Annotated in this window: 31 protein-coding genes, 1 tRNA gene and 1 pseudogene; 19 read left to right on the plus strand and 14 right to left on the minus strand. The window is 63.5% G+C overall.

Features of this window, described 5'->3' with window-relative positions; translation table 11 throughout:
* Positions 1–13 precede the first annotated feature (13 nt).
* The 7 genes from denD (at position 14) to FNL56_RS13170 (ending at position 8,300) form a co-directional block, all read left to right on the plus strand.
* Positions 14–1,000, plus strand: a complete 987-nt coding sequence (gene denD / locus FNL56_RS13140; RefSeq protein ID WP_143573166.1) for a D-erythronate dehydrogenase — start codon at positions 14–16, stop codon at positions 998–1,000.
* Positions 1,001–1,250: 250 nt separating this feature from the next.
* The gene (locus FNL56_RS13145; RefSeq protein ID WP_143573167.1) at positions 1,251–2,420 is read left to right on the plus strand and encodes an acetyl-CoA acetyltransferase; all 1,170 of its coding nucleotides are present in this window, start codon (positions 1,251–1,253) and stop codon (positions 2,418–2,420) included.
* A 3-nt stretch (positions 2,421–2,423) separates the two neighbouring features.
* Positions 2,424–3,956, plus strand: a complete 1,533-nt coding sequence (locus FNL56_RS13150) for a class I adenylate-forming enzyme family protein (RefSeq protein WP_143582030.1) — start codon at positions 2,424–2,426, stop codon at positions 3,954–3,956.
* A 308-nt stretch (positions 3,957–4,264) separates the two neighbouring features.
* The gene (locus FNL56_RS13155) at positions 4,265–5,485 is read left to right on the plus strand and encodes a CaiB/BaiF CoA transferase family protein (RefSeq protein ID WP_143577902.1); all 1,221 of its coding nucleotides are present in this window, start codon (positions 4,265–4,267) and stop codon (positions 5,483–5,485) included.
* Positions 5,486–5,489: 4 nt separating this feature from the next.
* On the plus strand, positions 5,490–6,656 hold the full coding sequence (locus FNL56_RS13160) for an acyl-CoA dehydrogenase family protein (protein WP_143573170.1): 1,167 nt from the start codon (positions 5,490–5,492) through the stop codon (positions 6,654–6,656).
* 154 nt (positions 6,657–6,810) lie between these two features.
* The gene (locus FNL56_RS13165) at positions 6,811–7,947 is read left to right on the plus strand and encodes a thiolase family protein (protein ID WP_143573171.1); all 1,137 of its coding nucleotides are present in this window, start codon (positions 6,811–6,813) and stop codon (positions 7,945–7,947) included.
* A complete protein-coding gene (locus tag FNL56_RS13170; RefSeq protein WP_143573172.1) occupies positions 7,944–8,300 on the plus strand; it encodes a Zn-ribbon domain-containing OB-fold protein in 357 nt (118 codons plus the stop codon). Before FNL56_RS13165 ends, FNL56_RS13170 begins: the two co-directional genes overlap by 4 nt.
* A gap of 234 nt (positions 8,301–8,534) precedes the next feature.
* On the opposite strand, the gene FNL56_RS13175 is transcribed toward FNL56_RS13170, so the two are convergent.
* Positions 8,535–9,662, minus strand: a complete 1,128-nt coding sequence (locus FNL56_RS13175; RefSeq protein WP_143573173.1) for an S-(hydroxymethyl)glutathione dehydrogenase/class III alcohol dehydrogenase — start codon at positions 9,660–9,662, stop codon at positions 8,535–8,537.
* A 99-nt stretch (positions 9,663–9,761) separates the two neighbouring features.
* On the opposite strand from FNL56_RS13175, the gene FNL56_RS13180 reads away from it, so the two are divergent.
* Positions 9,762–10,634 (plus strand): DMT family transporter, encoded by an 873-nt coding sequence (locus FNL56_RS13180; protein WP_143573174.1) that lies wholly within the window; start codon positions 9,762–9,764, stop codon positions 10,632–10,634.
* Positions 10,635–10,774: 140 nt separating this feature from the next.
* Here the strand turns inward: FNL56_RS13180 and FNL56_RS28025 are convergent, their stop codons facing one another.
* Complete coding sequence (locus tag FNL56_RS28025) at positions 10,775–10,942, minus strand: hypothetical protein (protein WP_210245500.1); 168 nt, start codon at positions 10,940–10,942, stop codon at positions 10,775–10,777.
* Positions 10,943–10,994: 52 nt separating this feature from the next.
* Here FNL56_RS28025 and FNL56_RS28030 point away from each other — a divergent pair, with 52 nt between their 5' ends.
* Positions 10,995–11,240: a hypothetical protein gene (locus tag FNL56_RS28030; RefSeq protein ID WP_210245501.1), complete on the plus strand. Its 246-nt coding sequence runs from the start codon at positions 10,995–10,997 to the stop codon at positions 11,238–11,240.
* Between the two features lie 11 nt (positions 11,241–11,251).
* Here the strand turns inward: FNL56_RS28030 and FNL56_RS13190 are convergent, their stop codons facing one another.
* Positions 11,252–12,709: a cryptochrome/photolyase family protein gene (locus FNL56_RS13190; protein ID WP_143573176.1), complete on the minus strand. Its 1,458-nt coding sequence runs from the start codon at positions 12,707–12,709 to the stop codon at positions 11,252–11,254.
* A gap of 127 nt (positions 12,710–12,836) precedes the next feature.
* Between FNL56_RS13190 and FNL56_RS13195 the strand changes: the two genes are divergently transcribed.
* Positions 12,837–13,238: a DUF2177 family protein gene (locus FNL56_RS13195; RefSeq protein ID WP_143573177.1), complete on the plus strand. Its 402-nt coding sequence runs from the start codon at positions 12,837–12,839 to the stop codon at positions 13,236–13,238.
* A gap of 180 nt (positions 13,239–13,418) precedes the next feature.
* Here the strand turns inward: FNL56_RS13195 and FNL56_RS13200 are convergent, their stop codons facing one another.
* A complete protein-coding gene (locus FNL56_RS13200; protein WP_143573178.1) occupies positions 13,419–14,078 on the minus strand; it encodes a peroxiredoxin in 660 nt (219 codons plus the stop codon).
* Between the two features lie 378 nt (positions 14,079–14,456).
* On the opposite strand from FNL56_RS13200, the gene FNL56_RS13205 reads away from it, so the two are divergent.
* The 4 genes and pseudogenes from FNL56_RS13205 to FNL56_RS13220 form a co-directional block, all read left to right on the plus strand.
* Complete coding sequence (locus FNL56_RS13205; RefSeq protein ID WP_143573179.1) at positions 14,457–15,032, plus strand: hypothetical protein; 576 nt, start codon at positions 14,457–14,459, stop codon at positions 15,030–15,032.
* 346 nt (positions 15,033–15,378) lie between these two features.
* The gene (locus FNL56_RS13210) at positions 15,379–17,394 is read left to right on the plus strand and encodes an acetyl-CoA carboxylase biotin carboxylase subunit (protein WP_143573180.1); all 2,016 of its coding nucleotides are present in this window, start codon (positions 15,379–15,381) and stop codon (positions 17,392–17,394) included.
* Positions 17,391–18,260: an isocitrate lyase/PEP mutase family protein gene (locus FNL56_RS13215; protein ID WP_143573181.1), complete on the plus strand. Its 870-nt coding sequence runs from the start codon at positions 17,391–17,393 to the stop codon at positions 18,258–18,260. The genes FNL56_RS13210 and FNL56_RS13215 overlap by 4 nt, the downstream gene beginning before the upstream one ends.
* A pseudogene (locus FNL56_RS13220) lies at positions 18,257–18,382 on the plus strand (acylphosphatase); the annotation flags it as partial. The gene FNL56_RS13215 and the pseudogene FNL56_RS13220, both read left to right, overlap by 4 nt.
* A 22-nt stretch (positions 18,383–18,404) precedes the next feature.
* On the opposite strand, the gene FNL56_RS13225 reads toward FNL56_RS13220, so the two are convergent.
* Complete coding sequence (locus tag FNL56_RS13225; RefSeq protein WP_246660996.1) at positions 18,405–19,385, minus strand: DUF4268 domain-containing protein; 981 nt, start codon at positions 19,383–19,385, stop codon at positions 18,405–18,407.
* Positions 19,386–19,565: 180 nt separating this feature from the next.
* On the opposite strand from FNL56_RS13225, the gene FNL56_RS13230 reads away from it, so the two are divergent.
* The gene (locus tag FNL56_RS13230) at positions 19,566–19,865 is read left to right on the plus strand and encodes an acylphosphatase (RefSeq protein WP_143573183.1); all 300 of its coding nucleotides are present in this window, start codon (positions 19,566–19,568) and stop codon (positions 19,863–19,865) included.
* A 542-nt stretch (positions 19,866–20,407) separates the two neighbouring features.
* Here FNL56_RS13230 and lipB read toward each other — a convergent pair.
* Positions 20,408–21,136 carry a lipoyl(octanoyl) transferase LipB gene (gene lipB / locus FNL56_RS13235; protein ID WP_143573184.1) on the minus strand — a complete coding sequence of 243 codons (729 nt, stop codon included), beginning with the start codon at positions 21,134–21,136 and terminating at the stop codon, positions 20,408–20,410.
* A 20-nt stretch (positions 21,137–21,156) separates the two neighbouring features.
* On the opposite strand from lipB, the gene FNL56_RS13240 reads away from it, so the two are divergent.
* Together FNL56_RS13240 and FNL56_RS13245 are read left to right on the plus strand one after the other, a co-directional pair.
* Entirely contained in the window at positions 21,157–21,444 is a 288-nt protein-coding gene (locus FNL56_RS13240) for a FliM/FliN family flagellar motor switch protein (RefSeq protein ID WP_143582031.1), read from the plus strand.
* A 98-nt stretch (positions 21,445–21,542) separates the two neighbouring features.
* A tRNA-Leu gene (locus tag FNL56_RS13245) sits at positions 21,543–21,627 on the plus strand.
* Positions 21,628–21,649: 22 nt separating this feature from the next.
* On the opposite strand, the gene FNL56_RS13250 is transcribed toward FNL56_RS13245, so the two are convergent.
* The 7 genes from FNL56_RS13250 to FNL56_RS13280 form a co-directional block, all read right to left on the minus strand.
* Positions 21,650–22,738, minus strand: a complete 1,089-nt coding sequence (locus tag FNL56_RS13250; protein ID WP_143582032.1) for a tyrosine-type recombinase/integrase — start codon at positions 22,736–22,738, stop codon at positions 21,650–21,652.
* A gap of 8 nt (positions 22,739–22,746) precedes the next feature.
* Positions 22,747–22,944 carry a hypothetical protein gene (locus FNL56_RS13255; protein WP_143582033.1) on the minus strand — a complete coding sequence of 66 codons (198 nt, stop codon included), beginning with the start codon at positions 22,942–22,944 and terminating at the stop codon, positions 22,747–22,749.
* 294 nt (positions 22,945–23,238) lie between these two features.
* On the minus strand, positions 23,239–23,448 hold the full coding sequence (locus FNL56_RS13260) for a hypothetical protein (protein WP_143582034.1): 210 nt from the start codon (positions 23,446–23,448) through the stop codon (positions 23,239–23,241).
* Complete coding sequence (locus tag FNL56_RS13265) at positions 23,445–23,645, minus strand: hypothetical protein (protein WP_143582035.1); 201 nt, start codon at positions 23,643–23,645, stop codon at positions 23,445–23,447. The genes FNL56_RS13260 and FNL56_RS13265 overlap by 4 nt, the downstream gene beginning before the upstream one ends.
* A gap of 157 nt (positions 23,646–23,802) precedes the next feature.
* Positions 23,803–24,126 carry a hypothetical protein gene (locus FNL56_RS13270; RefSeq protein ID WP_143582036.1) on the minus strand — a complete coding sequence of 108 codons (324 nt, stop codon included), beginning with the start codon at positions 24,124–24,126 and terminating at the stop codon, positions 23,803–23,805.
* Complete coding sequence (locus FNL56_RS13275) at positions 24,123–24,506, minus strand: hypothetical protein (protein WP_143582037.1); 384 nt, start codon at positions 24,504–24,506, stop codon at positions 24,123–24,125. Before FNL56_RS13275 ends, FNL56_RS13270 begins: the two co-directional genes overlap by 4 nt.
* Before the next feature lie 7 nt (positions 24,507–24,513).
* Complete coding sequence (locus tag FNL56_RS13280; RefSeq protein WP_143582038.1) at positions 24,514–25,242, minus strand: S24 family peptidase; 729 nt, start codon at positions 25,240–25,242, stop codon at positions 24,514–24,516.
* Between the two features lie 258 nt (positions 25,243–25,500).
* Between FNL56_RS13280 and FNL56_RS13285 the strand changes: the two genes are divergently transcribed.
* Positions 25,501–25,902 carry a hypothetical protein gene (locus tag FNL56_RS13285; RefSeq protein WP_143582039.1) on the plus strand — a complete coding sequence of 134 codons (402 nt, stop codon included), beginning with the start codon at positions 25,501–25,503 and terminating at the stop codon, positions 25,900–25,902.
* Positions 25,903–25,985: 83 nt separating this feature from the next.
* On the opposite strand, the gene FNL56_RS13290 is transcribed toward FNL56_RS13285, so the two are convergent.
* Complete coding sequence (locus tag FNL56_RS13290; protein ID WP_143582040.1) at positions 25,986–26,294, minus strand: hypothetical protein; 309 nt, start codon at positions 26,292–26,294, stop codon at positions 25,986–25,988.
* Positions 26,295–26,398: 104 nt separating this feature from the next.
* Here FNL56_RS13290 and FNL56_RS13295 point away from each other — a divergent pair, with 104 nt between their 5' ends.
* The gene (locus FNL56_RS13295) at positions 26,399–26,644 is read left to right on the plus strand and encodes a hypothetical protein (RefSeq protein WP_143582041.1); all 246 of its coding nucleotides are present in this window, start codon (positions 26,399–26,401) and stop codon (positions 26,642–26,644) included.
* Positions 26,645–26,661 lie beyond the last annotated feature (17 nt).

Consider the following 26,661-nt stretch of genomic DNA (forward strand, 5'->3'; position numbering starts at 1 on the left):
AACGGAGTCACCCTTGCATATCCTCATCCTCGGCGCCGCCGGCATGGTCGGCCGCAAGCTGGCTGAACGGCTCGTGAAGGACGGCCATCTCGGCGGCCGTGAGATCACCCGCATGACGCTGCAGGACGTGATCGCGCCGGCCAAGCCGGCCGGCGCGGCGCTGCCGATCAGCCTCGTCACCTCCGACTTCGCCGATCCCGCCACCGCCGCGCCGCTGCTGGTGCACCGGCCGGACGCGATCTTCCACCTCGCCGCGATCGTGTCCGGCGAGGCCGAGGCGGAGTTCGACAAGGGCTATCGCATCAATCTCGACGGCACGCGGTTCCTGATCGACGCCATCCGCGCGATTGGCGGCGGCTACAAACCGCGGCTGGTCTTCACCTCGTCGATCGCCGTGTTCGGCGCGCCGTTCCCCGAAAAAATCGGCGACGAATTCTTCCACACGCCGCTGACCTCCTACGGCACGCAGAAGTCGATCTGCGAGATGCTGATCGCCGACTACACGCGCAAGGGGTTTCTCGACGGCATCGGCATCCGGCTGCCGACTATCTGCGTCCGCCCGGGCACGCCGAACAAGGCGGCGTCCGGCTTCTTCTCCAACATCATCCGCGAGCCGCTTGCCGGCCATGAGGCGATCCTGCCGGTCGGCGACGACGTCCGCCACTGGCACGCCTCGCCGCGGTCGGCAGTCGGATTCCTGCTGCATGCCGCCACGATTGATCTTTCGGCGATGGGCGCCCGGCGCAATCTGTCGATGCCCGGCATGTCGGTCACGGTCGGTGAACAGATTGCCGCGCTGGAGCGCGTTGCGGGCAAAGGCGTCGTCGCCCGCATCAAGCGGCAGAGCGATCCGGTGATCTCCGGCATCGTCTCCGGCTGGCCGCGCGATTTCGTCACCGACCGCGCGTTGGGGCTCGGTTTCACCACGGCCGAGAAGACGTTTGACGACATCATCCGAATTCACATTGAGGATGAACTCGGCGGGAAGTTCGTGGCTTAAGGCATCACACTGTCATTCCGGGGCGCGAGCGCGCCAGCGCGAGCGAACCCGGAATCCCGAAGTGTTCATCGTCCCATCTCGGGATTCCGGGTTCGCGACCGGCTGTCGCCGTCCACGCCCCGGAATGACAATTTGCCACCGCAACCCTGCGCCGCGAAAATCGCCGGGTTCCGGCCTCGCCATCCCCCACCGCCCGCGCCTATATTGAGCCCAACGTCGATTACGACATCATGCTCAGGGAGAAACCACCATGACCGCCAGCATCGTAGGATGGGCGCATACGCCGTTCGGCAAGTTCGATGCCGAGACCGTCGAAAGCCTCGTCGTAAAAGTTGCCACCGAGGCGATGGCCGATGCCGGCATCTCGGCCGCCGATGTCGATGAGATCGTGCTCGGCCATTTTAACGCTGGCTTCTCGCCGCAGGATTTCACGGCCTCCCTGGTGCTGCAGGCCGATCCGGCGCTGCGTTTCAAGCCCGCCACCCGCGTCGAGAACGCCTGCGCCACCGGTTCCGCCGCGGTCCAGCAGGGCGTCAAGTCGATCGCTGCCGGTACGGCGAAGATCGTGCTCGTGGTCGGCGTCGAGCAGATGACGCGCACGCCGGGCCCGCAGATCGGCAAGAATTTGTTGCGCGCGTCCTACCTGCCCGAAGACGGCGAAACCCCCGCGGGCTTTGCCGGCGTGTTCGGCGGCATCGCGCAGAAGTATTTCCAGAAATACGGCGACCAGTCGGACGCACTCGCCATGATCGCCGCCAAGAACCACGCCAATGGCGTGCACAACCCCTATGCGCAGATGCGAAAGGACGTCGGCTTCGAGTTCTGCCGTTCTGAGAGCGAGAAAAATCCGTTCGTGGCCGGACCGCTCAAGCGCACCGATTGCTCGCTGGTGTCAGATGGCGCGGCCGCCTTGATCCTGACCGATGCCGAGACCGCAAAAGCGATGGGCAAGGCCGTCACCATCAAGTCGACCGCTCATGCCCAGGACTTTTTGCCGATGTCCAAGCGCGACATCCTGCTGTTCGAGGGCTGCACCGTCGCCTGGCAGCGCGCGCTGGAGAAGGCCGGCGTCACGCTCGACGATCTCTCCTTCGTCGAGACGCATGACTGCTTCACCGTCGCCGAACTGATCGAATACGAGGCGATGGGTCTGACGCCGCGCGGGCAGGGCGCCCGCGCCATCAAGGAAGGCTGGACCCAGAAGGACGGCCGACTGCCGGTCAATCCGTCCGGTGGCCTGAAGGCCAAGGGCCACCCGATCGGCGCCACCGGCGTCTCGATGCATGTGCTGAGCGCGATGCAACTGCTCGGCCAGGCGCCGGAAGGCATGCAGATCAAGAACGCCAAACTCGCCGGCATTTTCAACATGGGCGGCGCGGCGGTGGCGAACTACGTCTCGGTGCTCGAGCCCGCGAAGTAGCGCATGAACATTGCGCAATGGCTGGCGGCGTCGGCGCGGTTGCATCCCGATGCGCCGGCATTGCTGCGCGGCACGACGATCGAGGCCGACTACGCCGCCTTCGCCCGCCGCGCGGCGGCGATCGGCGCCGGGCTGGCGCGCGATTACGGCATCCGGCCCGGCGACCGCGTCGCTTTGTTCATGTCGAACTGCACGGCCTATCTCGAATGCCTCTATGCGGTATGGTGGATCGGCGCGGCGGTGATCCCGATCAATGCCAAGCTGCACGGCCGCGAGGCGGCATGGATCTGCGACAATGCCGGATCGAGGCTGACGCTGGTCGATGACGACAGTGCCGCGGCCTTGTCGTCCGTGATGGAGGACATGCCGGCCGGGATGCAGATGCTGTCGGTGGAGTCCGCCGACTACCGAACCTTGCAGCATGACGACGGCGGCGCGGCGTCGCCGCACGCGCGCGAAATTAGCGACCTTGCCTGGCTGTTCTACACCTCCGGCACCACGGGGCGCCCGAAGGGCGTGATGCTCAGTCACGGCAATCTGGTGGCGATGTCGATGTGCTATCTTGCCGATGTCGATACCGTCTCGCGCGAGGATGCCATCCTCTACGCCGCGCCGATCTCGCACGGCGCCGGCCTGTATAATTTCATCCATGTCCGCATGGCGGCGCGCCATGTCGTGCCGGTATCAGGCGGCTTCGATGCCCCTGAGGTGCTCGACCTCGGCCGGGCCTTGAAGAATGTCGCGATGTTCGCCGCGCCCACCATGGTGCGCCGACTGGTCGATGCCGCGAAACAGCGCGGCGAAACTGGCGAAGGTATACGCACCATCGTCTATGGCGGCGGGCCGATGTATCTCGCCGATATTCGCGACGCGATCACGACGATGGGACAACGTTTTGTCCAAATTTATGGGCAAGGCGAGTCACCGATGACCATCACCTCGCTGCCGCGGTCGTGGCATGCCGACGTCGAACACCCCCGTTTTCTCGACCGCCTCGCTTCGGTCGGTGTCGCGCAGAGCGTCATGCAAGTGCGTATTACCGACGTGGACGGAAAGCCGCTGCGGGCGGGCGAGACCGGCGAGATCGAGGCCAAAGGGCCGACGGTGATGCTGGGCTACTGGAATAACCCCGAAGCCAACGAAGCGACGCTGAAGGACGGCTGGCTGTGTACCGGCGACGTCGGCCGGCTCGACGCGGACGGCTTCCTCACGCTGTCGGATCGCTCCAAGGACGTCATCATCTCCGGTGGCACCAACATCTATCCGCGCGAGGTCGAGGAGGCGCTGCTGACGCATCTGGACGTCCGCGAGGTCTCGGCGATCGGCGTCGCCGATCCGGAATGGGGCGAGATCGTCGTCGCCTGCGTCGTGCTGGAGCAGGGCTCTGCGACCGACGCCGCTGCGCTGGATGCGCATTGCCTGCAGGCTATCGCCCGCTTCAAGCGGCCGAAGCGCTATGTGTTTCTCGAGGCGCTGCCGAAGAACAATTACGGCAAGGTGTTGAAGACGGAATTGCGGGAGCGGATGAAGGGTTGAACTCTTAACCTTCCCTGGAGGGGGAAGGGCGCTCATCGCAATGCGCAGCATCGGGATGCGCGGGGTGGGGTGAATGGCTCTGCCGCCATCGCTTCGCCATTCACCCCACCCCACCCTGTCTCGCACGCGCTTCGCGCGTTGCTGGTCGACCCTCCCCCTCCAGGGGAGGGTCGGAAGAGCGTACCCCGCTTCACGCATGCCGCCTTGCGCCAGCCGGCCTTGATCTTGCGCGAACCATGCCGTTACTAGGCCGGGAATGACGGCGCTTCGGCGCTGCAAATCAACATCGCCCGGGAGCGAACGTCGATATGGGACCACTTGACGGGATCAGGATCATCGACATGACGTCGGTGATGATGGGGCCATATTGCACGCAGACGCTGGGCGATTACGGCGCCGATGTCATCAAGGTGGAATCCCCGGACGGCGACGTGGTGCGGTCCATCGGGCCGATGCGCAATCCCGGAATGGGGCCTATATTTCTCAACACTAACCGCAGCAAGCGCTGCATCTGCCTCGACCTCAAGAAGGAGGAAGGCCGCGCCGCGCTTCTCAGACTGGTCGAGACCGCCGACGTGCTGGTCTATAACGTCCGTCCGGCCGCAATGGCGCGGCTCGATCTGGGTTACGAGGTGATGGCGGCGATCAATCCGCGATTGATCTATGCCGGCGTGTTCGGCTTCAGCCAGTCCGGCCCCTATGCCGCCAAGCCCGCTTATGACGATTTGATCCAGGGTGCGACCGCGCTCGCTTCGTTGAACGCGCAAGTTTCGAGCGACGGCGTGCCGCGCTACGTGCCGAACGCGCTGGTCGACCGCATCGTCGGCATCACCGCGCTCGGCGCGATCCTGGCCTCCGTCGTGCATCGGGACCGCACCGGGGAGGGCCAGCGCGTCGACATCCCGATGTTCGAAACCATGGCGAGCTTCATGATGGGCGATCACATGAGCGGGTTGACCTTCGATCCGCCGCTCGACCAGGGCGGCTATGCCCGCCATTTGTCGCCCGATCGTCGGCCGTACCAGACCTCCGACGGCTATATCTGCGCGATGGTCTATAACGACAAGCAGTGGAAGAGCTTCCTCAAACACGTCGGGCGCGAAGAACTGTTCGACGATCCGCGCTTCGCGACGTTCGTGCAGCGCATTCAGAATATCGACGCCGTCAACGCCGAATTGTCGCGCATCTTCCTGACGCGCTCGACGGCCGAGTGGGCAAAACTGCTCGACGGGGCCGACGTGCCGTCGGCCCCGATGCACACGCTGGCCAGCATGATGGACGACCCGCACATGGTCGCGACGGACTTCTTCCAGCACGCGGAGCATCCGACCGAGGGCGCGGTACGCAACATGAAGGTCGCGGCGACCTGGTCGAAGACGCCGGTCAACCCGACGCGGCTCGCCTCGCATCTCGGCGAGCAGAACGCCGAGGTGCTGGCCGAGGTTGGCTACACCCCGGAGCAGATCGCGAAGCTGACGGCCGACGGCGTGCTGAAGCAGGCCGACATGCCCGACACGTCGCAGGTCTGATCGCATGAACTTTGCTTATGACGACAACCAAGAAGCCATTCGCGACGCGATCGAAAAGATCTGCGCCGATTTCGACGACGCCTACTGGCTGAAGAAGGACAAGGAGGGCGGCTTCCCCGCCGACTTCCACCAGGCGATGGCGAAAGCCGGCTGGCTCGGCATCTGCATTCCGGAAGAATACGGCGGCTCCGGATTGGGGATCACCGAAGCCGCGATCATGATGCGGACGATTTCGGAATCCGGCGCCGGAATGTCCGGCGCCTCCGCGATCCACATGAATGTGTTCGGGCTCAATCCCGTCGTGGTGTTCGGCACGCCGGAGCAGTGCGCGCGGATGCTGCCGGGCATCGTCGACGGCAGCGAGCGCGCCTGCTTCGCCGTCACCGAACCCAACACCGGCCTCAACACCACGCAACTCAAGACCCGCGCGGTGCGCGACGGCAACAAGTATGTCGTCAACGGCCAGAAGGTGTGGATCTCGACCGCGCAGGTCGCCGAGAAGATCCTGCTGCTGGCCCGCACCACGCCGCTGGAAGACGTCAAGAAGCCGACCCACGGCCTCAGCCTGTTCTACACCGACTTCGATCGCAGCAAGATTGCCGTGCACGAGATCGAGAAGATGGGCCGCAAGGCGGTCGACTCCAACGAGCTGTTCATCGCGGATTTCGAGATCCCGGTCGAGGACCGCATCGGCGAGGAAGGCCGCGGCTTCGACTACATTTTGCACGGGATGAACCCCGAGCGGATCCTGATCGCCGCCGAAGCGGTCGGTCTGGGGCAGGCCGCGCTGAAGCGCGCGGCCGACTATGCCAAGGTGCGAAACGTGTTCAACCGCCCGATTGGCCAGAACCAGGCGATCCAGCATCCTTTGGCGAAGAACTGGATGGAGCTGGAGGCGGCGTGGCTGATGGTGCTGTCGGCCGGCTGGCAATACGACCAGGAGATGCCGTGCGGTCCGGCTGCGAACGCCGCAAAATATCTCGCGGGCGAAGCGGGCTACCACGCCTGCGAGCAGGCGGTGATGACGCATGGCGGCTTCGGCTATGCCAAGGAATATCACGTCGAGCGCTATTTGCGGGAATCCCTGATCCCGCGCATCGCGCCGATCAGCCCGCAGCTGATCCTGTCCTTCATCGCCGAGCGCGTGCTCGGCCTGCCGAAGTCGTATTGATGTTGTTGATTTGTCATTCCGGGGCGGGCGCAGCGCGAGCTGCGCGCGAACCCGGAATCCCGACATGTTCAGCGCAAAACATTCCGGGATTCCGGGTCTGCACCATCCGGCTTCGCCGTCTGTCGCATCCCGGAATGACAGAGGGAGGCGGCGCATGAGCTACATCACCGGCGTCGGCCTCACGCCATTCGGCAAGCATGAAGGCTCGTCCACCCTCGACCTGATGAGCACTGCCGCCGAGTCCGCGCTCGCCGACGCCGGGCTCAAGCGCTCCGACATCGACGGCTTCCTGTGCGGTTATTCGACCACCATGCCGCACATCATGCTGGCGACCGTGTTCGCCGAGCATTTCGGCATCACGCCGTCCTATGCCCATGCCATCCAGGTCGGCGGCGCGACGGGGATGGCGATGGCGATGCTGGCGCACACGCTGGTCGATGCCGGCGTTGCCCGGCACATTCTCGTCGTCGGCGGCGAAAACCGGCTCTCCGGCCAAAGCCGTGACGCCTCGATCCAGGCGCTCGCGCAGGTCGGGCATCCCGTCTATGAGGTCCCGCTCGGCCCGACCATCCCGGCCTATTACGGACTCGTGGCATCGCGCTACATGCATGAATACGGCGTGACGCAGGAAGACCTCGCCGAATTCGCCGTCTTGATGCGCGCGCACGCGCTCACCCATCCCGGCGCGCAGTTTCACGAGGCGATCACCGTCGCCGACGTGATGGCCTCGAAGCCGATCGCCACGCCGCTCAAGCTGCTGGACTGCTGCCCGGTATCCGACGGCGGCGCAGCCTTCGTCGTCAGTCGGGAGCCGACCGGCGAGAGCGCGATCCGCGTCCGCGGCGCGGCGCAGGCACATACCCATCAGCACGTCACCGCGGCACCGGCCTTGTCCGAACTCGGCGCCGAGATCGCCATTGCCCGCGCGAAACATGCAAGCGGCATCGCGATCTCCGACGTCCGCTACGCCGCCGTCTATGACAGCTTTACCATCACGCTGGCGATGCTGCTGGAAGACCTCGGCCTTGCCGCCCGCGGCGAGGCGGCGGACCGCGTGCGTGCCGGACACTTCGGACAGCACGGCGCCATGCCGCTCAACACCCATGGCGGGTTGTTGAGCTATGGCCATTGCGGCGTCGGCGGCGCCATGGCGCATTTGGTCGAGACGCAGCTACAGATGACCGGCCGCGCCGGCAACCGCCAGGTTCGCGACGCCTCGGTCGCGCTGCTGCATGGCGACGGCGGCGTGCTGTCGTCGCATGTCAGCATGTTTCTGGAGCGGGTGCGATGAAGCCGGCCGACGACTGGACTACCAATGTGGCGGCGATCAGCTACCAAAGCTGTGCTGCCTGCGGCGCGAAGCAATATTTTCGCCGCGCCTTCTGCGCCGCCTGCGGTGCGCCGGATCCCGAGGACAGGACCGCCAGCGGGCAGGGCACCGTCTACGCGACGTCGCTGGTGCTTCGCGCCGGCACGCCGGAGGCCCGCGAGCACGTGCCCTACAATATCGTCCTGATCGACACCGCCGAAGGCTTTCGCATGATGGCCCACGGTGCCCCCGACCTCGTCATCGGCGACCGCGTGACGGCGCGTTACACGCGCTTCACCGGCCGCCTCGTTCCGTTCTTCGAAAGGAATGGTTGATGGGCGGCCTTCGATGTGACGCGAAGGCGGTCGTAAAACCCCTCCCCCTTGCGGGGAGGGTCGGCCGAACGGAGAACGATGCAACGCATCGTTCGGAGTGGAGGCCGGGGTGGGGGTGCCCCAAACTCCGACAGCGTTTGGGGCGACCCCCACCCGGCACGCTTGTTCGCTGCGCTCTCAAGCGCGCCACCCTCCCCGCAAGGGGGAGGGTAAGATCAGCGCTCCGCGTCTTCTTTAAAACGTCACCACGCCGCGGATCGACTTGCCCTGCTTCATCAGATCAAACCCCTTGTTGATGTCGGACAGCGGCATCACATGGGTGATCATCGGGTCGATCTGGATCTTGCCCTGCATGTACCAGTCGACGATCTTCGGCACATCTGTCCGTCCCCGCGCGCCGCCGAAGGCCGAGCCGCGCCAGACCCGGCCGGTGACCAGCTGGAACGGCCGCGTCGAGATTTCGGCTCCGGCCGGCGCCACGCCGATCACGATCGATTCACCCCAGCCGCGGTGGCAGGCTTCCAGCGCCTGCCGCATCACCGTGACGTTGCCGGTGCAATCGAAGGTGTAATCGGCGCCGCCGATCTGGTCGGCGCCTGATTTGGTCATGTTGATGAGGTGCGGCACAAGGTCTTTGCCGAGTTCGGTCGGGTTGACGAAATGCGTCATGCCGAAGCGCTCGCCCCACGGCTTGCGGTCGTTGTTGAGGTCGACGCCGATGATCATGTCGGCGCCGGCGAGCCGCAGGCCCTGCAGCACGTTGAGGCCGATGCCACCCAGCCCGAATACGATCGCCTTGGCGCCTTGCTCGACCTTGGCGGTATTGATCACCGCGCCGATGCCGGTGGTGACGCCGCAGCCGATGTAGCAGACCTTGTCGAACGGCGCGTCTTCGCGGATCTTGGCGACCGCGATCTCCGGCAGCACGGTGTAATTGGCGAAGGTCGAGGTGCCCATATAATGGTGCAGCGGCTTTCCCTCCATCGAGAAGCGCGAAGTGCCGTCCGGCATCATGCCTTGGCCTTGCGTGGCGCGGATCGAGGTGCAGAGGTTGGTTTTTCGCGAGAGGCACGACGGGCACTGCCGGCACTCCGGCGTGTACAACGGGATGACATGGTCGCCGGGCTTCACCGAGGTGACGCCGCGGCCGACCTCGACGACGATGCCGGCGCCTTCATGGCCGAGGATCGCCGGGAACAGGCCTTCGGGATCGGCACCCGACAGCGTGAATTCGTCGGTGTGGCAGATGCCGGTCGCCTTGATCTCGATCATGACCTCGCCATCGCGCGGTCCTTCGAGCTGAACGGTGGTGATCTCCAGCGGCTTGCCGGCAGCGATGGCAACGGCGGCGCGAACGTCCATGGCGGTTCCTCATCTTTGGTCGGGTATGTGTTTGCCGCGAGTGGCCCCGCGCAATTCGTGATTGCCGCATAGCATAGGATCGGGCAACTCAGTCGGCAAATGAAACATACATTTCAGAGTGCTGCAGCGCGCACGATCCCGGTGGTCTTCGTGCTGCTGTGGAGCACCGGCTTCATCGCCACCAAATATGTGCTGACCGGGGCAGAGCCGCTGACCTATCTCACGGTCCGCATGGCGCTCGCAGTGGCGATCATGGCGGTGGTGGTCGCCATCATCAGACCGCGCTGGCCGGATCGCGCCGGCGTCGGCCACTCGATCGTCGCGGGCATCCTGGTGCAGGGCTTGTATCTCGCCGGCACCGTGCTCGCGGTGGCGCATTCGGTGCCGGTCGGGTTGTCGGCGCTTATCCCCGGACTGCAACCCGTATTGACCTCGACGCTGGCGAGCCGCTTCCTCGGCGAACGTGTCACGCCGCTGCAGTGGGGCGGCCTGCTGCTCGGCCTCGTCGGGGTCGGCCTCATCCTGCACGGCCGGCCGATCACCGGCGACGCCGGCTGGGGCTGGCTGGCCTCTGCGGCATCGCTGGTCAGCATCACGCTGGGCACGCTGTACCAGAAGCGCTTCTGCGGCGGCATCGACTGGCGTGCCGGCAGCCTGATCCAGCAATTCGCCGCCCTCGTGCTGCTCGGCCTCGGCGCCTGGGCCTTCGAGAGCAACATGATCGTCTGGTCGATGCAGTTCGTGCTGGCCGTGTCGTGGCTCGCGGTGGTGCTGTCGATCGGCACGGTCGGGCTGTTGTACTGGCTGTTGCGGCGGCAGGCTTCGAGCCAGGTCGCGAGCCTGTTCTATCTGGTGCCGGCGGTGACGGCCCTGATGGCCTACATCCTGTTCGGCGAGACGCTCGACGCGGTCGCCATCACCGGCATGGTCGCCTGCGGCGCCGCGGTGCTGGTGGTTCGCGGGCGGGGATGAGTGAGCGCTATCTGGCTTAGACCGGATGTCCATGTTCATCGCACCGCTCCCCGGTGGGGAGAGGAGAGGAAGCACCGACCAAGAAAAAGCCTCCGGGCTTGGACCCGGAGGCTTTCACTTCACAGCGAGCTGTGAGGGTCTTACTTCTTGGACTTCTTGGCAACCTTCTTGGCCTTCTTCGGAGCGGCCTTCTTGGCCTTCTTCGGAGCAGCCTTCTTCACGGCCTTCTTGGCGGTGGTCTTCTTCACGGCCTTCTTGGCGGCGGTCTTCTTGGCGGCCTTCGGAGCCTTCTTCGCGGTTTTCTTCACTGCTTTTGCCACTGTCTTGTTCGCTTTCTTGGTTTTCTTCGCCGAGGATTTCTTGGCCGAAGATTTCGGGGTGGACTTCTTCACGGCTTTCTTTGCCGCGGGCTTCTTCGCCGCTTTCTTGGTGGTGGCCTTGCGGACCTTCGTCACCAAGGAAGTGGCGGCTTCTTTTGTCGCATCGGCAGCGCTGCTTAAGGCGTCTGTCATCTGCTCCAAAATCGGTGTTTCGTCTTTCATCTTATCCCCCAAAGGTTATCGATTCTCTGACGATAGTCCGATTCGCTTCTCAGATGAAGTGTGAGCGACGTGTAGTCAACTGTTTCGTGTCGTCGCATACGCTTTCAATGCACGCTCGCGACCAATTTTGTGTTCGACGATCGGCATCGGATAGGTCTCGCCGAGCGTGACGCCCGCGCGCGCAAACTCTAGCGGGCTAGCATTCCAGGGTTGGTGGATGAACTTCGACGGCATGTCTTTCAGCTCCGGCACCCAGCGTCGGACGTAGACTCCATCGGGGTCAAATTTTTCTCCCTGAAGGATCGGATTGAAGACGCGGAAGTAGGGCGCGGCATCCGCACCGGAGCCTGCCACCCATTGCCAGTTGGCCGGATTGCTGCCGGCGTCGGCATCGACGAGTGTATCCCAGAACCATCGTTCGCCTTCGCGCCAGTCGATCAGGAGGTGTTTGACGAGGAAGGAAGCGACCACCATGCGGACGCGATTGTGCATGGTGCCGGTGTGCCAGAGCTCGCGCATGCCGGCGTCGATGATCGGGTAGCCGGTCTGTCCGCGCTGCCAGGCCAGTAGCGAACGGTCGTCGCGCCGCCAGGGAAAGGCATCGAACGAGCTCTGCAGATTGCGCGTGGCGAGGTCCGGGACGTCGAACAACAGGTGCCGGCAGAACTCCCGCCAGCCGACCTCGCTGAGGAATTTGTTGATGTCGGCGGCATGTTTCGGTTGCTCGGCAGCGGAAAAGCGCGCCGCGTACCAGACCTGACGCGGACTGATCTCGCCGAACCGGAGGTGCGGCGACAGGCGCGACGTGGCTTCGCGATCGGGCCGGTCGCGGTCGGTCGCGTAGCCGGCGACCGCGCCCTTCAGCAACAGATCGAGCCGCTTGTGCGCGGCCGCTTCGCCGGGCGTCCACATCCCGCGCAAGCCGGAAGCCCAGTCCGGCGTTGTCGGCTCGAGCTTCCAGTCGGACAGTTTGTCGCTGGCGACGCCGGGCGCCGGCTTCAGTTTCGTTGGTGCCGGCAGCGGCTTTGCCGGATCGCCCATCGCCAGAATGCGCTTCCAGAATGGCGTGAACACCCGCAGGCCGCGGCCCTCCTTGGTACGGATCGCTTTCGGCGTCACCAGCAAGTCGCCTGCGTAGCTGTGGGCGCCGACATTGAGGTCGGCCAGTGCTTCGACCACTTCGTCGGCGACCGCGAGGTGAGGGGTCTGCGCAATCTCGTTCCAGTGCACATGACCGGCACCGGCTTCGCGCGCGACGGCCGCGATCATGTCGGCCGCTGCGCCGCGGCGCAGCACCAGCGTGCCGCCGATGCGTTTCAGGCTGGCCTCAAGCGTACGGAGCGATTGCGCCAGCCACCAGCGCGTGGCGCCGCCGATCGGCCGGGCGGTCGGCGCGAGTGCCGTGCTGACCTCGTCGAGCACATAGAGACAGATCACCGGCGCGCCGCTCATCGACGCAGCATGAAGGGCAGGATGATCGGACAGGCGAAGGTCGTCGCGAAACCAGACGATATGGGGGGAGGAATCGGTCATGTTTCTGATGTAACACGCGACTCCGACATTCGATCAGGGTTCAAATACCTGCGGTATCTTGCAACCATGTTTCTGTTGGTGCGTAACTAGTCAGTCCCTTGCGCTCAAGCACATTCCGGAGGTCGTCGTGAAGCGATACGCAATTCTCTATTTGGCAACATTCATCGTCATGCTGCCGCTGGACCTGTTCTTCCTGGGCACCATCGCCAAGGGGTTCTTCTCGTCGCAGGTCGGCGACATGCTGGGCCCGGTCCGCATGGCGCCTGCGGTTCTGTTCTACTGTCTCTACATCGTCGGCATCCTGGTCTTCGTGAACGGCTCACCGGACGCGACCTGGCAGTCGACCCTGGTGTATGGCGCGCTGTTCGGCTTGTTCTGCTATGCGACCTTCGAGCTGACGGCCCTGGCGCTCCTCAAGCACTGGACCTGGCCCGTCGTCATCGTCGATATCAGCTGGGGCACCTTCGTCACGGCGACGACGGCGACGCTCGGCCTGCTGCTGGCCAACTGGGTGAGCTCGAAGATTTGATGACAGGGTAGGGTGGGCAAAGGCGCCCTTGCGGCGTGCCCACCAGCTGTCCACGCCTCATCATGGTGGTGGGCACGCCGTCGCGCGCTGCGCGCCCGTCGGCTTTGCCCACCCTACCAGCACATGAAAAAGGGCGCCCCGCATCGGCAGGGCGCCCTTTCTCTTGACCATGCGCCGCAATTACTTCGGCTGCGGCACGATCCGGATATACGGCTTCGGCGCTTTCCAGCCGTCGGGATAGATCGTCTTGGCTTCCTCGTCGGTGACGGAGCCGGCGATGATGACGTCCTCGCCCTGCTGCCAGTCGGCCGGGGTGGCGACGCGGTGCTTGGCGGTCATCTGCAACGAGTCGATCACGCGCAGGATCTCCGCAAAGTTGCGGCCGGTGGTCATCGGATAGACCAGCACCAGCTTGATCTTCTTGTCCGGGCCGATCACGAACACGTTGCGCACGGTGGCGTTGTCGGCGGCGGTGCGGCTGTTGGCGTCGCCGGAGACGGCGGCCGGCAGCATGTCATAGAGCTTGGAGACGTTGAGGTCGGTGTCGCCGATCATCGGGAAGGTCGGGCCGTACCCTTGCGTCTCCTTGATGTCCTCGACCCACAGCGAGTGCTTGGTGACGGGATCGACGCTGAGCCCGATCAGCTTGACGCCGCGACGGTCGAACTCCGGCTGTAGCTTGGCCAGCGCGCCGAGCTCGGTGGTGCACACGGGGGTGAAGTCCTTCGGATGCGAGAACAGCATCGCCCAGCTGTCGCCGATCCAGTCGTGGAATTTGATGCGGCCGGCAGTGGTCTCGGCTTCGAAGTCAGGCGCCACGGCGCCAATTTGCAGGGTCATAGGTTGGCCTCATGTCATTCAAGTTGAAGATGAACTTGGCAGCCGACTTATAGGCAACGTCGGCGCGGAAAGGAACACCGCCCGGAAAAAGGCACAACACGTTCTTTGTGCAGCGGGTTGGTGGGCAAATTGTTTCGCGTGCTGCCCCTGCGACAAAACGATCACCTTCACGTTTAAGCGTTCGCCGCCGCGAAGTTGCCGCGAGGCCGGCCCAATCCCGCCCGACCGCGTTGCGACACCGATGAACCGGAACGCGACGCGGCGTAACAAACAAGCAACCTCATGCGACGCGCGCAACTACGGGAACGATTATTAACGAAGTGTTAGGTCCTGCATGGAATTGCTGGGCTTCAGAACGAGAGAGAAGAGCAGGACCCCATGTTGACCGCCCCCGCAGCCGCCGTCGCCGGCGCCATCGAGACCTCCGAGATCCTTGACCGCCGCAGCGCGGCGCAGGCCCTCGCCATCGTGCGCGATGGGGTCATCACCGGTGAGGGACCGACCACCCGCGGCCGTATCCATTATTCCCGTGCCCTCGATGCCGATGACGCCGCCTGGTGTGCGCGCATCCTCACCGCCGCCGGGGTCGCCAGCGAGCCGGTCAGCCGCGCCGAAGCCGAGACGTTGTTCGCCATCAACGAAGCCGCCGCCGAACGCAGCGATGAAGGCGCGTTCGACGATCTGTTCGCCAAGGCAGTCGTGCACCACGCCGCGTCCGCCTCCGGCCTGCCGGTGCCGTCGCGCACCGTCGCGCTGTCGCCGGATACGGCAATCGAGAGCTGGGCGCCGACCCGCGCCGTCGGCGTCAACATCGAAGTGCTGGAATGGATCTCCGCCCAGATGCGCGGCAAGCGCGTCAACAACCGCACGCTGATGACCCTGGTGGCGACCATCGTCGGCGCCGCGACGCTGCCGATGGCCGGCTTGCCGAAGGTGTTCGACATCGGCATGTAAGTTAAGGCCAGTTCTCACGAATTTGACGACGGCGGGCTTCGGCCCGCCTTTTTCGTTTATGCGGCGCATGGGAGGTGAGCGAGGTCGTTGGCGCGACCCTGCCGCGTCGCAAAATCCGGTTGCGGGGAGGGCGAATTTGGGCGAAAGCCGGGATGGCAGATCGGTTGGTCTGCCCAATCAGATGACAGGGGAACGCATGGCAAATTCCGCCTCAAGAAAGTCCGCGGTCGGTCCGTTGCTGCCGCGACCTTTTCGTCGTCTGCCGAATTGTGACAGCCGCTCCCGCGTGCCAGATTGCGTCAGCCCGCTCGGCCGGACCCCGCTCAAAGGTGGCAAGTAACATCCCATGTTCAAACGTATCCTGATCGCCAATCGCGGCGAGATCGCCTGCCGCATCATCAAGTCCGCCCGCCGCATGGGCATCCAGACCGTCGCGGTCTATTCCGAGGCCGACCGTGACGCGCTGCATGTCGCGATGGCCGACGAGGCCGTGCTGATCGGCCCGCCGGCGGCCAGTGAAAGCTATTTGCTGATCGAGAAGATCATCGAGGCCTGCCGCAAGACCGGCGCCGAGGCTGTGCATCCCGGCTACGGCTTCCTGTCGGAGCGCGAAGCGTTTCCGCGTGCGCTGGAAGCCGCCGGAATCGTGTTCATCGGCCCCAACCCGGGCGCCATCGCCGCGATGGGGGACAAGATCGAATCCAAGAAGGCGGCGGCCAAGGCCAACGTCTCCACCGTGCCCGGCCATCTCGGCGTCATCACCGACGGCAAGCACGCCATCAAGATCGCCGACGAGATAGGCTATCCCGTGATGATCAAGGCCTCCGCCGGCGGTGGCGGCAAGGGCATGCGGATCGCGTACTCGACCTCTGAAGTCGAGGAGGGCTTCGGCCTGGCAACCGCCGAGGCGAAGTCCTCGTTCGGCGACGACCGCGTGTTCATCGAAAAGTTCATCGTCGATCCCCGGCACATCGAGATCCAGGTGCTCGGCGACAAGCACGGCAACGTGATCTATCTCGGCGAGCGCGAATGCTCGATCCAGCGCCGCAACCAGAAGGTCATCGAGGAGGCCCCGTCGCCCTTGCTGGACGAAACCACCCGGCGGAAAATGGGCGAGCAGGCGGTCGCATTGGCCAAGGCCGTGAACTACGATTCCGCCGGCACGGTGGAATTCGTCGCCGCCCAGGATAAGAGCTTCTACTTCCTGGAGATGAACACCCGTCTGCAGGTCGAGCATCCCGTCACCGAACTAATCACCGGCGTCGATCTGGTGGAGCAGATGATCCGCGTGGCCGCCGGCGAGAAGCTGCAGATGGCGCAGAAGGATGTCACGCTGACCGGCTGGGCGGTGGAATCCCGTGTCTATGCCGAGGACCCGTTCCGCAACTTCCTGCCCTCCATCGGCCGTCTGGTGAAGTACCGTCCGCCCGCCGAGAGCCGCGTCGACGGCATCACCGTGCGTAACGACACCGGCGTGCAGGAGGGCGGCGAGATCTCGATCTATTACGATCCGATGATCGCCAAGCTGGTCACGCACGCGCCGTCGCGCGCCGCCGCCATCGAGGCGCAATCGCACGCGCTCGATGCCTTCTATATCGACGGCATCCGCCACAATATTCCGTTCCTGTCGGCCTTGATGAGCCACCCGCGCTGGCGCGAGGGGAATCTCTCCACCGGCTTCATCGCCGAGGAATTCCCCAAGGGCTTTGCCGCGCGCAAGCCGGAGGGCGAGGTGGCGCGCCGCATCGCTGCGGTGGGCGCGGCCATCGACCATGTGATCGGCGAGCGCAAGCGGCAGATTTCCGGCCAGCTAACCGGCCGTCCGGTGCTCCGTGCCGGCCGCCGCGCGGTGTGGCTGGAGCGCGAGGAGATCGTGCTGGAGGTGGCGCGCGAGGATTTCGGCATTGCCGTACGCTTCGTCGCGCGCGATGGCAGCGTCGGCACCGCGCACCTGATTGCCTCGACCTGGACGCCGGGGCAGCCGGTCTGGGAAGGCAACATCGACGGCCATCCGGTGGCCATGCAAGTGCGGCCGATCCCCAACGGCATTCGCCTTGCGCATCAAGGCTATGAGGTCGCGGTCAACGTGTTCACCGAGGCTGAGGCCGCGTCGGCGCGGCTGATGCCGGTCGGCGTCAAGGCCGACACCGGCAAGAAGCTGCTGTGCCCGATGCCGGGCCTGGTGGTGTCGATCGCCGTCACCGAGGGACAGGACATCAAGGCCGGCGAGACGCTCGCCGTCGTGGAGGCGATGAAGATGCAGAACGTGCTGCGCGCCGAGCGCGACGGCATCGTCAAGAAGATCCACGCCACGGCCGGCGCGACGCTCGCGGTCGACGCGCTGATCCTGGAATTCGCATGACCTTCCGTACCCGTCGCGAGGCACTGCGCGCGATCCTGTCGGGCTCGCAATGCCTGCGTCCGGCTTCGGTCTATGACGCGATTTCGGTGCGCATCGCGGAGGATATCGGCTTCGAGGTCGGCATGTTCGGTGGCTCCGCGGCCTCGCTCGCGGTGCTCGGCGATCCCGATATCGCACTGATCACGCTGTCCGAGCTGGCCGAGCAGATGCGGCGGATGTCGCGCGCCGCGGCGTTGCCGGTGCTGGTCGATGCCGATCATGGCTACGGCAATGCCATGAACGTCCGCCGCACCGTGCAGGAATTGGAGATGGCGGGCGCCGCCGGCTTGACCATCGAGGACACGCAGCTTCCGGCCGCCTATGGCGAGGCGAAGCCGCAACTGATTGCGCTGCAGGAAGGCGTAGGCAAGATCAGGGCCGCGCTCGAGGCGCGGCGCGATTCTTCGCTGGTGATCGTGGCACGCACCGGCGCTGCCTCCATCGCCTCTATCGACGACGCCATCGCGCGAGCGCGGGCCTATGAGGCGCAGAGCCCCGACGCGCTGATGTTCACCGGCGTAAAGACGCGGGCCGAACTCGAAACCATTGCCGCGGCGACGACGCTTCCGATCGTGCTGGGCGGATTGACCGACGACATCACCGATTGGGACTTCCTCGCCCGCCAGCGCGTCCGCATTGCCGTGCAGGGCCACGCGCCGATCGCCGCGGCGACGCAGGCGGTGTTCGCCACGCTGACGGCGATCCGCGATGGCGTAGCGCCAAAGGATCTGCCTGGTCTGGCGTCGTCGGATCTGCTGGACTGGGTGACGCGCGCAGCCTTGGTGAAGCAGCGCGGCGGCGACTTCCTCGGCCTGAAGAAATCATGAGCGATACGATCCGGCACGTCACCGTCAAGGGCCGCGTGCAGGGCGTCGGCTATCGCGCATGGGTTGCCCACACCGCTGACGACCTCGGCCTAGAAGGCTGGGTCCGCAACCGCCGCGACGGCATCCTATCACGGCGTGGCTGACTTAAGCGTAGGATATCGGGGGCTCTGAACTGTCAATCTGCTTAAGGCACTTTTCAATGCGAGCAGGAAAAACAGATTTGAACTTCAACATACTTAAGATTGCCCACTGCTGAATCTTTAGAAGTTCTTCGGAGTCCGCATCAATACCACCATCGTGATATGTGGCGATACGGCAGGCTCTTTTCTCGTCGAGGCGCTCCCAGCTCAAGGTCGAGCCGAACTCGTTTTCTATCTCCTCCTTTTGACTGTAAAGGCAATCAAAAAGTCGCTCGTTCTTACCTTTGTCTCCGCAGTCGAGGTAGGTCTCTACGCGGACTCGATCGCCGTTGGCAAAGCTGGTGCCATACTTATAAATTCGCGAATTATCGGAGGCAAAAGTGTACCAGTTTTGCGGCTGTCCAGCTCTTGCATTAGTGAAATGGTGCTTTTCGCGAAGCTCGTCGATGAGAGCTTGAAAATATTCTCTGTATCTTTCACGTGTTTCGGAAATCGGTTGTGCGCCCTCTGGCGTCGTGGCTGCAACTTCCGTCGGTCGCGATACGACGCTCAGCACGAAGGCCGGCTTCGAGTTGTCAATCCGTATGACCGAGGCTTCTAAAGCGTATAACCTGAGGCTCTCCTTTAAATTCTGGTTTAGGAAATCTATCGCGGATTTGTGCTCCGATCGAATGCTCTCAGCAATCCAAACGACAACACCTGCACCGAGGACAGAAGAATACGTGATTAATTGCCCTAAGTGGCGATGGTCTGTGTTCCCAAACTGATTTTCAATAACCACCAGATGATTTGTAGAGAGGTCTCTCGCTATAATGTCAGCAGAAAAATCTCCCGCAGATGCTTCCGTGCTTTCTAATTCGAGATCCATCCCCAACTTTTGGGCTAATACGTCTAAGTTTTGCGCAAGCCATGGCGTGAAATGCGTAGCCTCTCCGGACCAAACGTCTCTGAGCGGCAGATTTACTATCGCACCTAGTTCCAACATGATGTTCACCGGCCGTCGAATTCGCTGACATATGAAGTTGAGACATAAGGAAAATTTTTCTGTTTGGTCAATTGTTGATCTAACGCACGGGCGCGCGCCTACGAGGTGCTTGCTCGACTGGGTGACGCGCGCCGCGTTGGTGCGGCAGCGCTACGGCGAATTTCTGGGATTGAGCAAGCCATGAGCGATACGATCCGGCACGTCACGATCCGCGGTCGCGTGCAGGGCGTCGGCTATCGCGCATGGGTTGCCCACACCGCCGACGGCCTCGGCCTCGAAGGCTGGGTCCGCAATCGCCGCGACGGGAGCGTCGAGGCGGTGCTCGCAGGGCCTGTCGATATCGTCGAGCAGATGATCGAGCACTGTCGCCGCGGCCCGAGCCACGCGCGCGTCGATACGGTCGCGGCGACGGAGGCCGGCGCCGACATGCTGAACCTCCGGAACGCCGGCGAAGATTTCTCGGTGCTGCCGACGCTCTGACGGCGGTTGCGCCGTCAATTGACAAAAATCCTATAGCGGCATATAGTCCTCTTGTCCGGTTCGACGAGGGGCGCTGTCATGAGGCGTCTGATAGTGGAGCCGGAGGCGGTGTCCTGCGCGTGTGCCTCGCAAGCACACCCCGGGAGGCCGGGGGTCGCCGTCCGGGCCTATTACGGGGCTCTGCCGCTCTTTGTCGGCTGGACGCGGGATAGGTGACGGCGGGAAACCGCCGGGCGCGGGCTGAGGCCCGAACCGCACCAGGTCCCCGGAAGCACGGTCCCCCGGCCAAAAACCACCGCGGTGGCGCGCCCGCAGGCGCCGCGATCCATCGCAAGATGGACCGCGTCCCAGCCACCACAACCGCGCCTGACGGCGCGCCGCTCCCCTCATGTCTGGAGGGGAGAACTGCTCACAGCTCGGACGCCACTGGCGCCGCGAGAACGAGACCGCTCGGCTGTTTGACATTCAGATCGGAATTTGCCGCGAGTGCGGATCTTCATCTTTCCCGGAACAGGAGAGACTAACAAAGGACAACCGCGCGCTTACACCAGCGTTTCCGGCACACGCGTGCCGGTTTCACCGAACACCTCGCCGAACGCCTGCCGCAATGCGACGTCGATATCTTCCATGCTCACCGGCAGGCCGAGATCGACCACGCTGGTGACCCCAAAGCGCGGATCGACAATGCCGCAGGGCACGATCGACTGGAAATGGCCGAGGTCCGGTTCGACATTGATCGAGATGCCGTGAAACGACACCCAGCGCCGCAGCCGGACGCCGATCGCGGCGATCTTGTCCTCATGGCCATCACCCTTGTCGGGCCGGGTCACCCAGACGCCGACGCGGTCCTCGCGGCGCTCGCCGCGGACGTTAAAGGCGGCGAGCGTCCGGATGATCCATTGCTCCAGCGAGGCGACGTAAGCGCGCACGTCCGGCCGCCGCGCCTTGAGGTCGAGCATCACATAGGCGATGCGCTGGCCGGGGCCGTGATAGGTCAGCTGGCCGCCGCGGCCGGTCTCGAACAGCGGAAAACGTGCATCCAGCAGATCGCCGGGCTTGCCCGATGTGCCGGAGGTGTACAGCGGCGGATGTTCGAGCAGCCAGACCAGTTCCGGCGCGGTGCCGTCGGCGATGGAAGCGGCGCGCGATTCCATCTCCGCGACAGCTTCGGGATAGGGAATCGGCGTGTCCGACACCCGCCATTCCACCGCGGGGCCGTCATCGCCGCGTAAAAACGGCTGGATATCGAGGGTGTTTCGGTCGTTAACCATTGGGTAACCATAAGATGGTGATGTCGAATTTAGTGCAATCTTGCATCTGTGACTGCGGGGCCCGCGTGCCAACCCTCGATAAAATTACGGTCGACATCATGGTGGTCCTCGGGACCACCTCGATGCCTGTGCATCAGGTGATGCGGCTCAGCCGCGGCGCCATCATTGAACTCGACGCCGGCGAGCAGGACGAGGTGAAAATCCTCGCCAACAACCTGCCGATCGCCTCCGGCGTCGTGCAGGTCAACCGCAACCGGATCGCGGTCGAAGTCAAGCAGATGCTGCCCAGGACCTCTGAACACAGATAGGTGGCGGCAATCTCGCATCGGGCCTTGTCCCCCCATCATTGTTTTGTTACATCGGCGCCGGTTGATCCGGTTGGCGAAAGCCCTCGCCGGACTCTTTAGCGCTCGTGGCGGAATTGGTAGACGCGCTGCCTTGAGGTGGCAGTCCGTAACAGGGTGGGGGTTCGAGTCCCTCCGAGCGCACCAACCTCAAATTTTAACATTGATATCATTCGTCTTTTCCCCCTGAGGCCCGCACCTTTTGGTCAGGTGAGGGAATAGACGTTTCCGTTTCGGTCCTCGAAAGCTTCGCAGCGGCGCCGGCAGCCAAGCGCTTCCGGTTCGATTCCTTGGTGTAGATCTTCGACGTCTGGCCATCCTCCCAACCAAATAGCGCGTCGAGTTCGGAATCGGTGCCGCCGCGATCGGCGACGTTGGTGGCTGCGGCCTTGCGCAGGCCGTGGGCCGACTTCTTGATGCCGGCGGCGCGGCATGCTTCCGCAAACAGGTTGCCCAGCACTTCCTTCCTGAGCGGCGCGCCGTTGTTGGCGTTGCCGATGAAGGCGAGGTCGCCCGTCGGGCCCGCGTCGAGCGTAGCCTGCAGTTCTGGCAAAATCGGGATGTGCACCCAGGTGCCGGTCTTCTCGGTTTCAAGCGTGATGACGCCCTTGCGGACGTGCTGCTTGCCGACGCGCGCGGCGTCTCCCCGTCGCAGGCCGGTGTAGAGGAAAATGTCGAACATCACCCGCGGCCGGGTGCCGCGCGGCCAGCAGCGCTCGAAAGCCGCGATGTCCTCGTCGGTCCAGACCGGGAAGCCGCCTTTGCGCTGGTTCTTCGACCGCTTGAACTTGATGCCGATCGTCGGATCCTGCCGTGCCAGCTTGGCGTCGATCGCCCATGCGAACATATTGCGGATGGTGGTGACGAAGTGCTTGGCCTGCGACGGCGTTGCAGATCGTCGTTCCTTGCCAGCCTTGATCGAGGCGGCGTTGATCTTCGACAGCGGATGCGCGCCGGCAGCCTTCAAGACATGGCGCATGATGTTTTCGCGCTGCCGCCGCGTGGCCATCGACAAGTCGCGCCAGTCGTCGGACTGCCGATACAGGTTCCACAGCCACTCGAGCGTGCCCTTGGCGGCCTTGCCGGGTTCTGGCGCTGTCTCGCCGTTCAATGCCGCCTGATAGGCGGCTTCAAAGTCGGGGGTGCCGTAAGTGGCCTTGATGCGAATGCGCGGGCCCTTGCCCATGCGGACGTACCAGACCGTCTTTCCATGACGGCTGACTTCATGGTGCAGGTGCGGCGGGCGCGGTCTGGGCATGTTGGGCATCAAAGAACCACGATTTCATCTTCTTCAAGCTGAATTGACGGTGCGCGCTCTGATTGTCCCCGGTGATCGGGTGTTTGGAGGTGGACAAAGATGCTGCCATCGAGCCGCAGCTCTACGCCCTTGGCGCCGGCCTGGATCGCCGCTCGCGTCGCACGGGCAATATCGGCCTGATTGAAGCGGGCGGCGGTGCGGCTCATGCCTCACCTCGGTCGTGAGACGAAAGCGCGGTGAGCCGGTTATTGACCCGGCGCAGCGCGCCGCTGCACAGAAGCGGTTGCACAGTGCGGACTTCGTAGAACGGCCCGGCCTTCGAACGCGCGTAGCCGCGGCGAAAGGGCGAGAGCGGCTCGATCGTGGCCTCGACGATGCACTGACGCTGCGCGGGGGAAAGCGGTCGCACCCTCATGACAGCACCATTGCCCACACGGAGATCATACCGCAGAACGCCAACAGCGAGAGCAGCGCCGCGACTTCCTTCGCCATCAGCCTGATCATGCCAATTCCTCCGCGCCGATCGCGCCGCGGACGGCAGCGATTTGGGCATCGAACAGCGCGACCGAGGGCGCGCTGTTGCTGTTGGTGGCCAGCAGAATAGCGTTGTCGATGACACGCTCGCGAACCGCCGCCGGCAGGTGCCGGGTCGCGTAGCAGGCTGCCTGATAGGCGCCAAGCATCTGATCGGCCTGCTGCTGCGAGGTCATGCGGATGCGCCGGCCAGACGCTGGGCGAAGGTGCGGGCCTTGCCAGCCAGAGCGTCGAGCTGGCCCGACGTCCAGCCAAGCGTCTCAAGGTCGTCGCGGGTGATGCTTTCGCTGCGGCGCATGTCGTCCGCCAGCTGGGCGACAGCGGCGGCACCGGTAAGCCCGGCGCGTGGCTGCACCATGGCGCTGTCGATCAAGGCCGACACGGTCGCTTGGGTGCGGAGTGTGGAAGGGGCGGGCGGAAGGCGGTTGCAGCGGTTGTGGCGTGGCATCGAGGATGTCTCCCGTGAAGTCATTTCACGTGAAACGATCTAGTCGGAAATATCCGACTGTCAATCGGAAAGTCGGAAATGACTAGCCGAGGCTGATGCCGAGCGTCTTTTTCACCGCGCCGATCTGGCGTTTGATGGTTTCAGCTTGCGTTTCTAAGCGTTGCAGTTCTGCGAGGGCGCTTGCGATGGTCGAGCCAGCGATGCCCTGTCTGAGGCTGGCGACGTATTCGTGCCCAGACACGACCGCAGCGACATCGCCGTCGATGAGGGCAAGCCTATGCCAGCAGAGCGTGAGCTTCTTGCCGGCTGGGCAAGAGCACACAACTTTTACGTCGTCCCCATTTTGATGGAAGGTTACCTCATAGACATCGTCGTTTGAGCGCGATTTGACTATGATCGTGTTCATTTGGGGCGTTGGCGGCTGAATTTTGCAGACTTGATCCATGGAGAGCTGCCGCCGGGTAGAACGGTGCCGGTCACGACGACCCGACATTCCGGTTTACGATTCTGCGGTATTTGAGCGCATTCGCTGTAGGCAAATTTGAGATCTTCTTTGTCCATCGTGGCGGCGTCCAATGCGATGCTACCCGCGTCTCCTCGAACCTCGCAGCGAACAAATCCAGACGTGGTTCCGGCTATGCGGCAGCTATCCATAGTTACTGTCTGGCCGCCAAGATCTCGCCAATTCACAAGAACATCGATGTCGCTCATGGCGCCAGGTGCTTGTGCACTTGCGCCGGAACTACAAAACAGGCAGAAAAACACAAAACAGACTTCGCGGCGCATGCAAACCTCATAGATCGAGTAAACTCTTTCTGACACGCCCGATCACTTCAATATCCGACTTTTTCTTGAAGAAGATCGGCTTGTTGATCGGGTTGGTGGAATAGGGCGCTAGGTGAGGCGTCTCGCCTCCCTGCCACATCTTGTAGGTCGTCTCCCCCCGTAACGAAAAGACATAGCACTTCCCGTTCACCAAGGTTCGCTCAGCCTTGTTGACGACTATCGTGGAGCCTTCCGGGGAGTAGCGATCCATCGAGTCTCCATCGACTTTCAACGCAAAAAACTCCCCGCGCCCGAGATCGGCAAAGGCCAAAAGAGGCACGTCTTCGACGGGTATCTGTGATGAGGGCGTCTTCAACCGGCCGGCGGTGACTTGATCCAAAAGCGGCACCAAGATCATCTTTGGGGTCGTTCGGTCGATGCGCCTTGTTCCGCTGCCGATCAATTCCTCAACGGTCCATCGAAGCGCTTCGGCAACTAGAGGCTGTTTAGCGGAACTGAAGGACGCCTTTTTCCCTTCCAGAAAATCTCGCAGATAGTTCCGCTCAAGTCCGTTCACGGACTTAGCCGCCTCTACAGCGCCCAAATCCAACTGGGTGAGCCGGTTCCTAATTCGTTGACGAAGCTCATTATTCTCCATGACGGATTTATCCGACTTTGGTTTTCCAAAGGCGAATGGGATGTTTCCGACGGTTTGCGCTGTGCGAATCGGAAAATTCCGACTATGGGTCCAATCCATGGAAGAAGAACTCCGTCAGAACCTAATTCGTTGTGCTGCGGCTTTTATGGTCGGGCGCGACGTCGGCCTAACAACGCTAGGACGGTTGGCAGCCGGCGATTGGCGGTTCTTTGACCGGCTCTCTCACGAAGGCAAAACTTTCACAGCCCGAAAATATGACGACGTCATCGCGTGGTTCTCCGCAAATTGGCCTGAGAGGTCGGTGTGGCCGACGTCTGTGGCGCGGCCCCAAGGCCGCCTTTCCGAGCAGGTGATCTCATGAGCAGCAAATTAGCGAAGCCGCGCGGTGCGGCCAAATCAGCGCCGAGTCAGAACCGGAATCAAAAATGTCGGATCCGGAATCTTTCTGCTGCAGTCATGCAGAATATGAAGGAAGCAGTAAAACCGCGTAACGTCGCGGATGAACTGTTCTTTTTGACCGAAGTACCGAAGCCTTCCGTCCAAAAGATGATGTCCGGGGACCGGCTTGTAAATCTGGAGCTCGTCGTCGGGCTGCTGCACACCGAGTATGGGCGCGAGGTGCTTTTCGCGCTGATGGGCGACGCCAATCCGGCGTGGTTCGCCAAGTACCGCAAGCTGCTCGACAACAACGACCTTAACCGCAAGCTGGTCGAACTCGAGCGGGCGGTCGCCGCGCAGAGCAAGGAGCTGGCCCAATGACCGGCTCCCGCATTTCTATCAGTTCACCGGCGCCTCCGAGATACCGCCTAGTGGCTGCAAGCCCGCTGCCGCAGCGGGCCCGCCTAGTCTTTCGATCGGCGACGGTCGGCATAGAGGGGTATGTCTGCCCACGCTTGGCCAAGCGGCTCCGGGAGTTTGCTGACCGCGTACTCAAGGTGCCGTCGGCTGATCGCAATTCGGGCGACCGGGACAGTGGGGTATCCGAGTTTGTCCTCGGCCTCGGGGCGAGTGGCGTAAAACACGAGTCTGATCAACTCCTCGTCGGGGTCCTCGACGAAAATCTGAACGTGATCGCTGAAGACCTCAACTGGGGTCAGCGACATAGCATGCAGGCGCCCGTGAACCGGGGTGTCGAAGTCGTGCTCGGCCATGAATCAGTCTCCGTTGGTGTGGTTCGCACCTCCAACGTAGCGGTGGACCCGGATGCAGCGCCAGTTGCGTCCGGGGATGCCTGCAAACTTCCAGGGGGTCGTCGATGACGCAGCCCCGCGCTTCTATCAACCCAACGGCGCCCGCGTTGCTTGAGCGGCTTTGCCGTAGCCTGGCGTTTCATCTCGTCGAAAGCGAACTGACGCTGCAGCACGCCAGCGGCGAAGATCTGTCGTTCTGGACTGCCGAAGTCGCGATGGCGAAAGCGCTGATCGTCGAGGCGGGCTTCGAGATGGACACGCTGTATCCGGTTAAGGACCGGCCGGTTGTGACCTTCGGGGGTCCGCAATGACGAGCGGCGCCGATCTC

Origin of the sequence: Tardiphaga sp. vice304, assembly GCF_007018905.1 — a bacterium.
Lineage (GTDB): Bacteria > Pseudomonadota > Alphaproteobacteria > Rhizobiales > Xanthobacteraceae > Tardiphaga.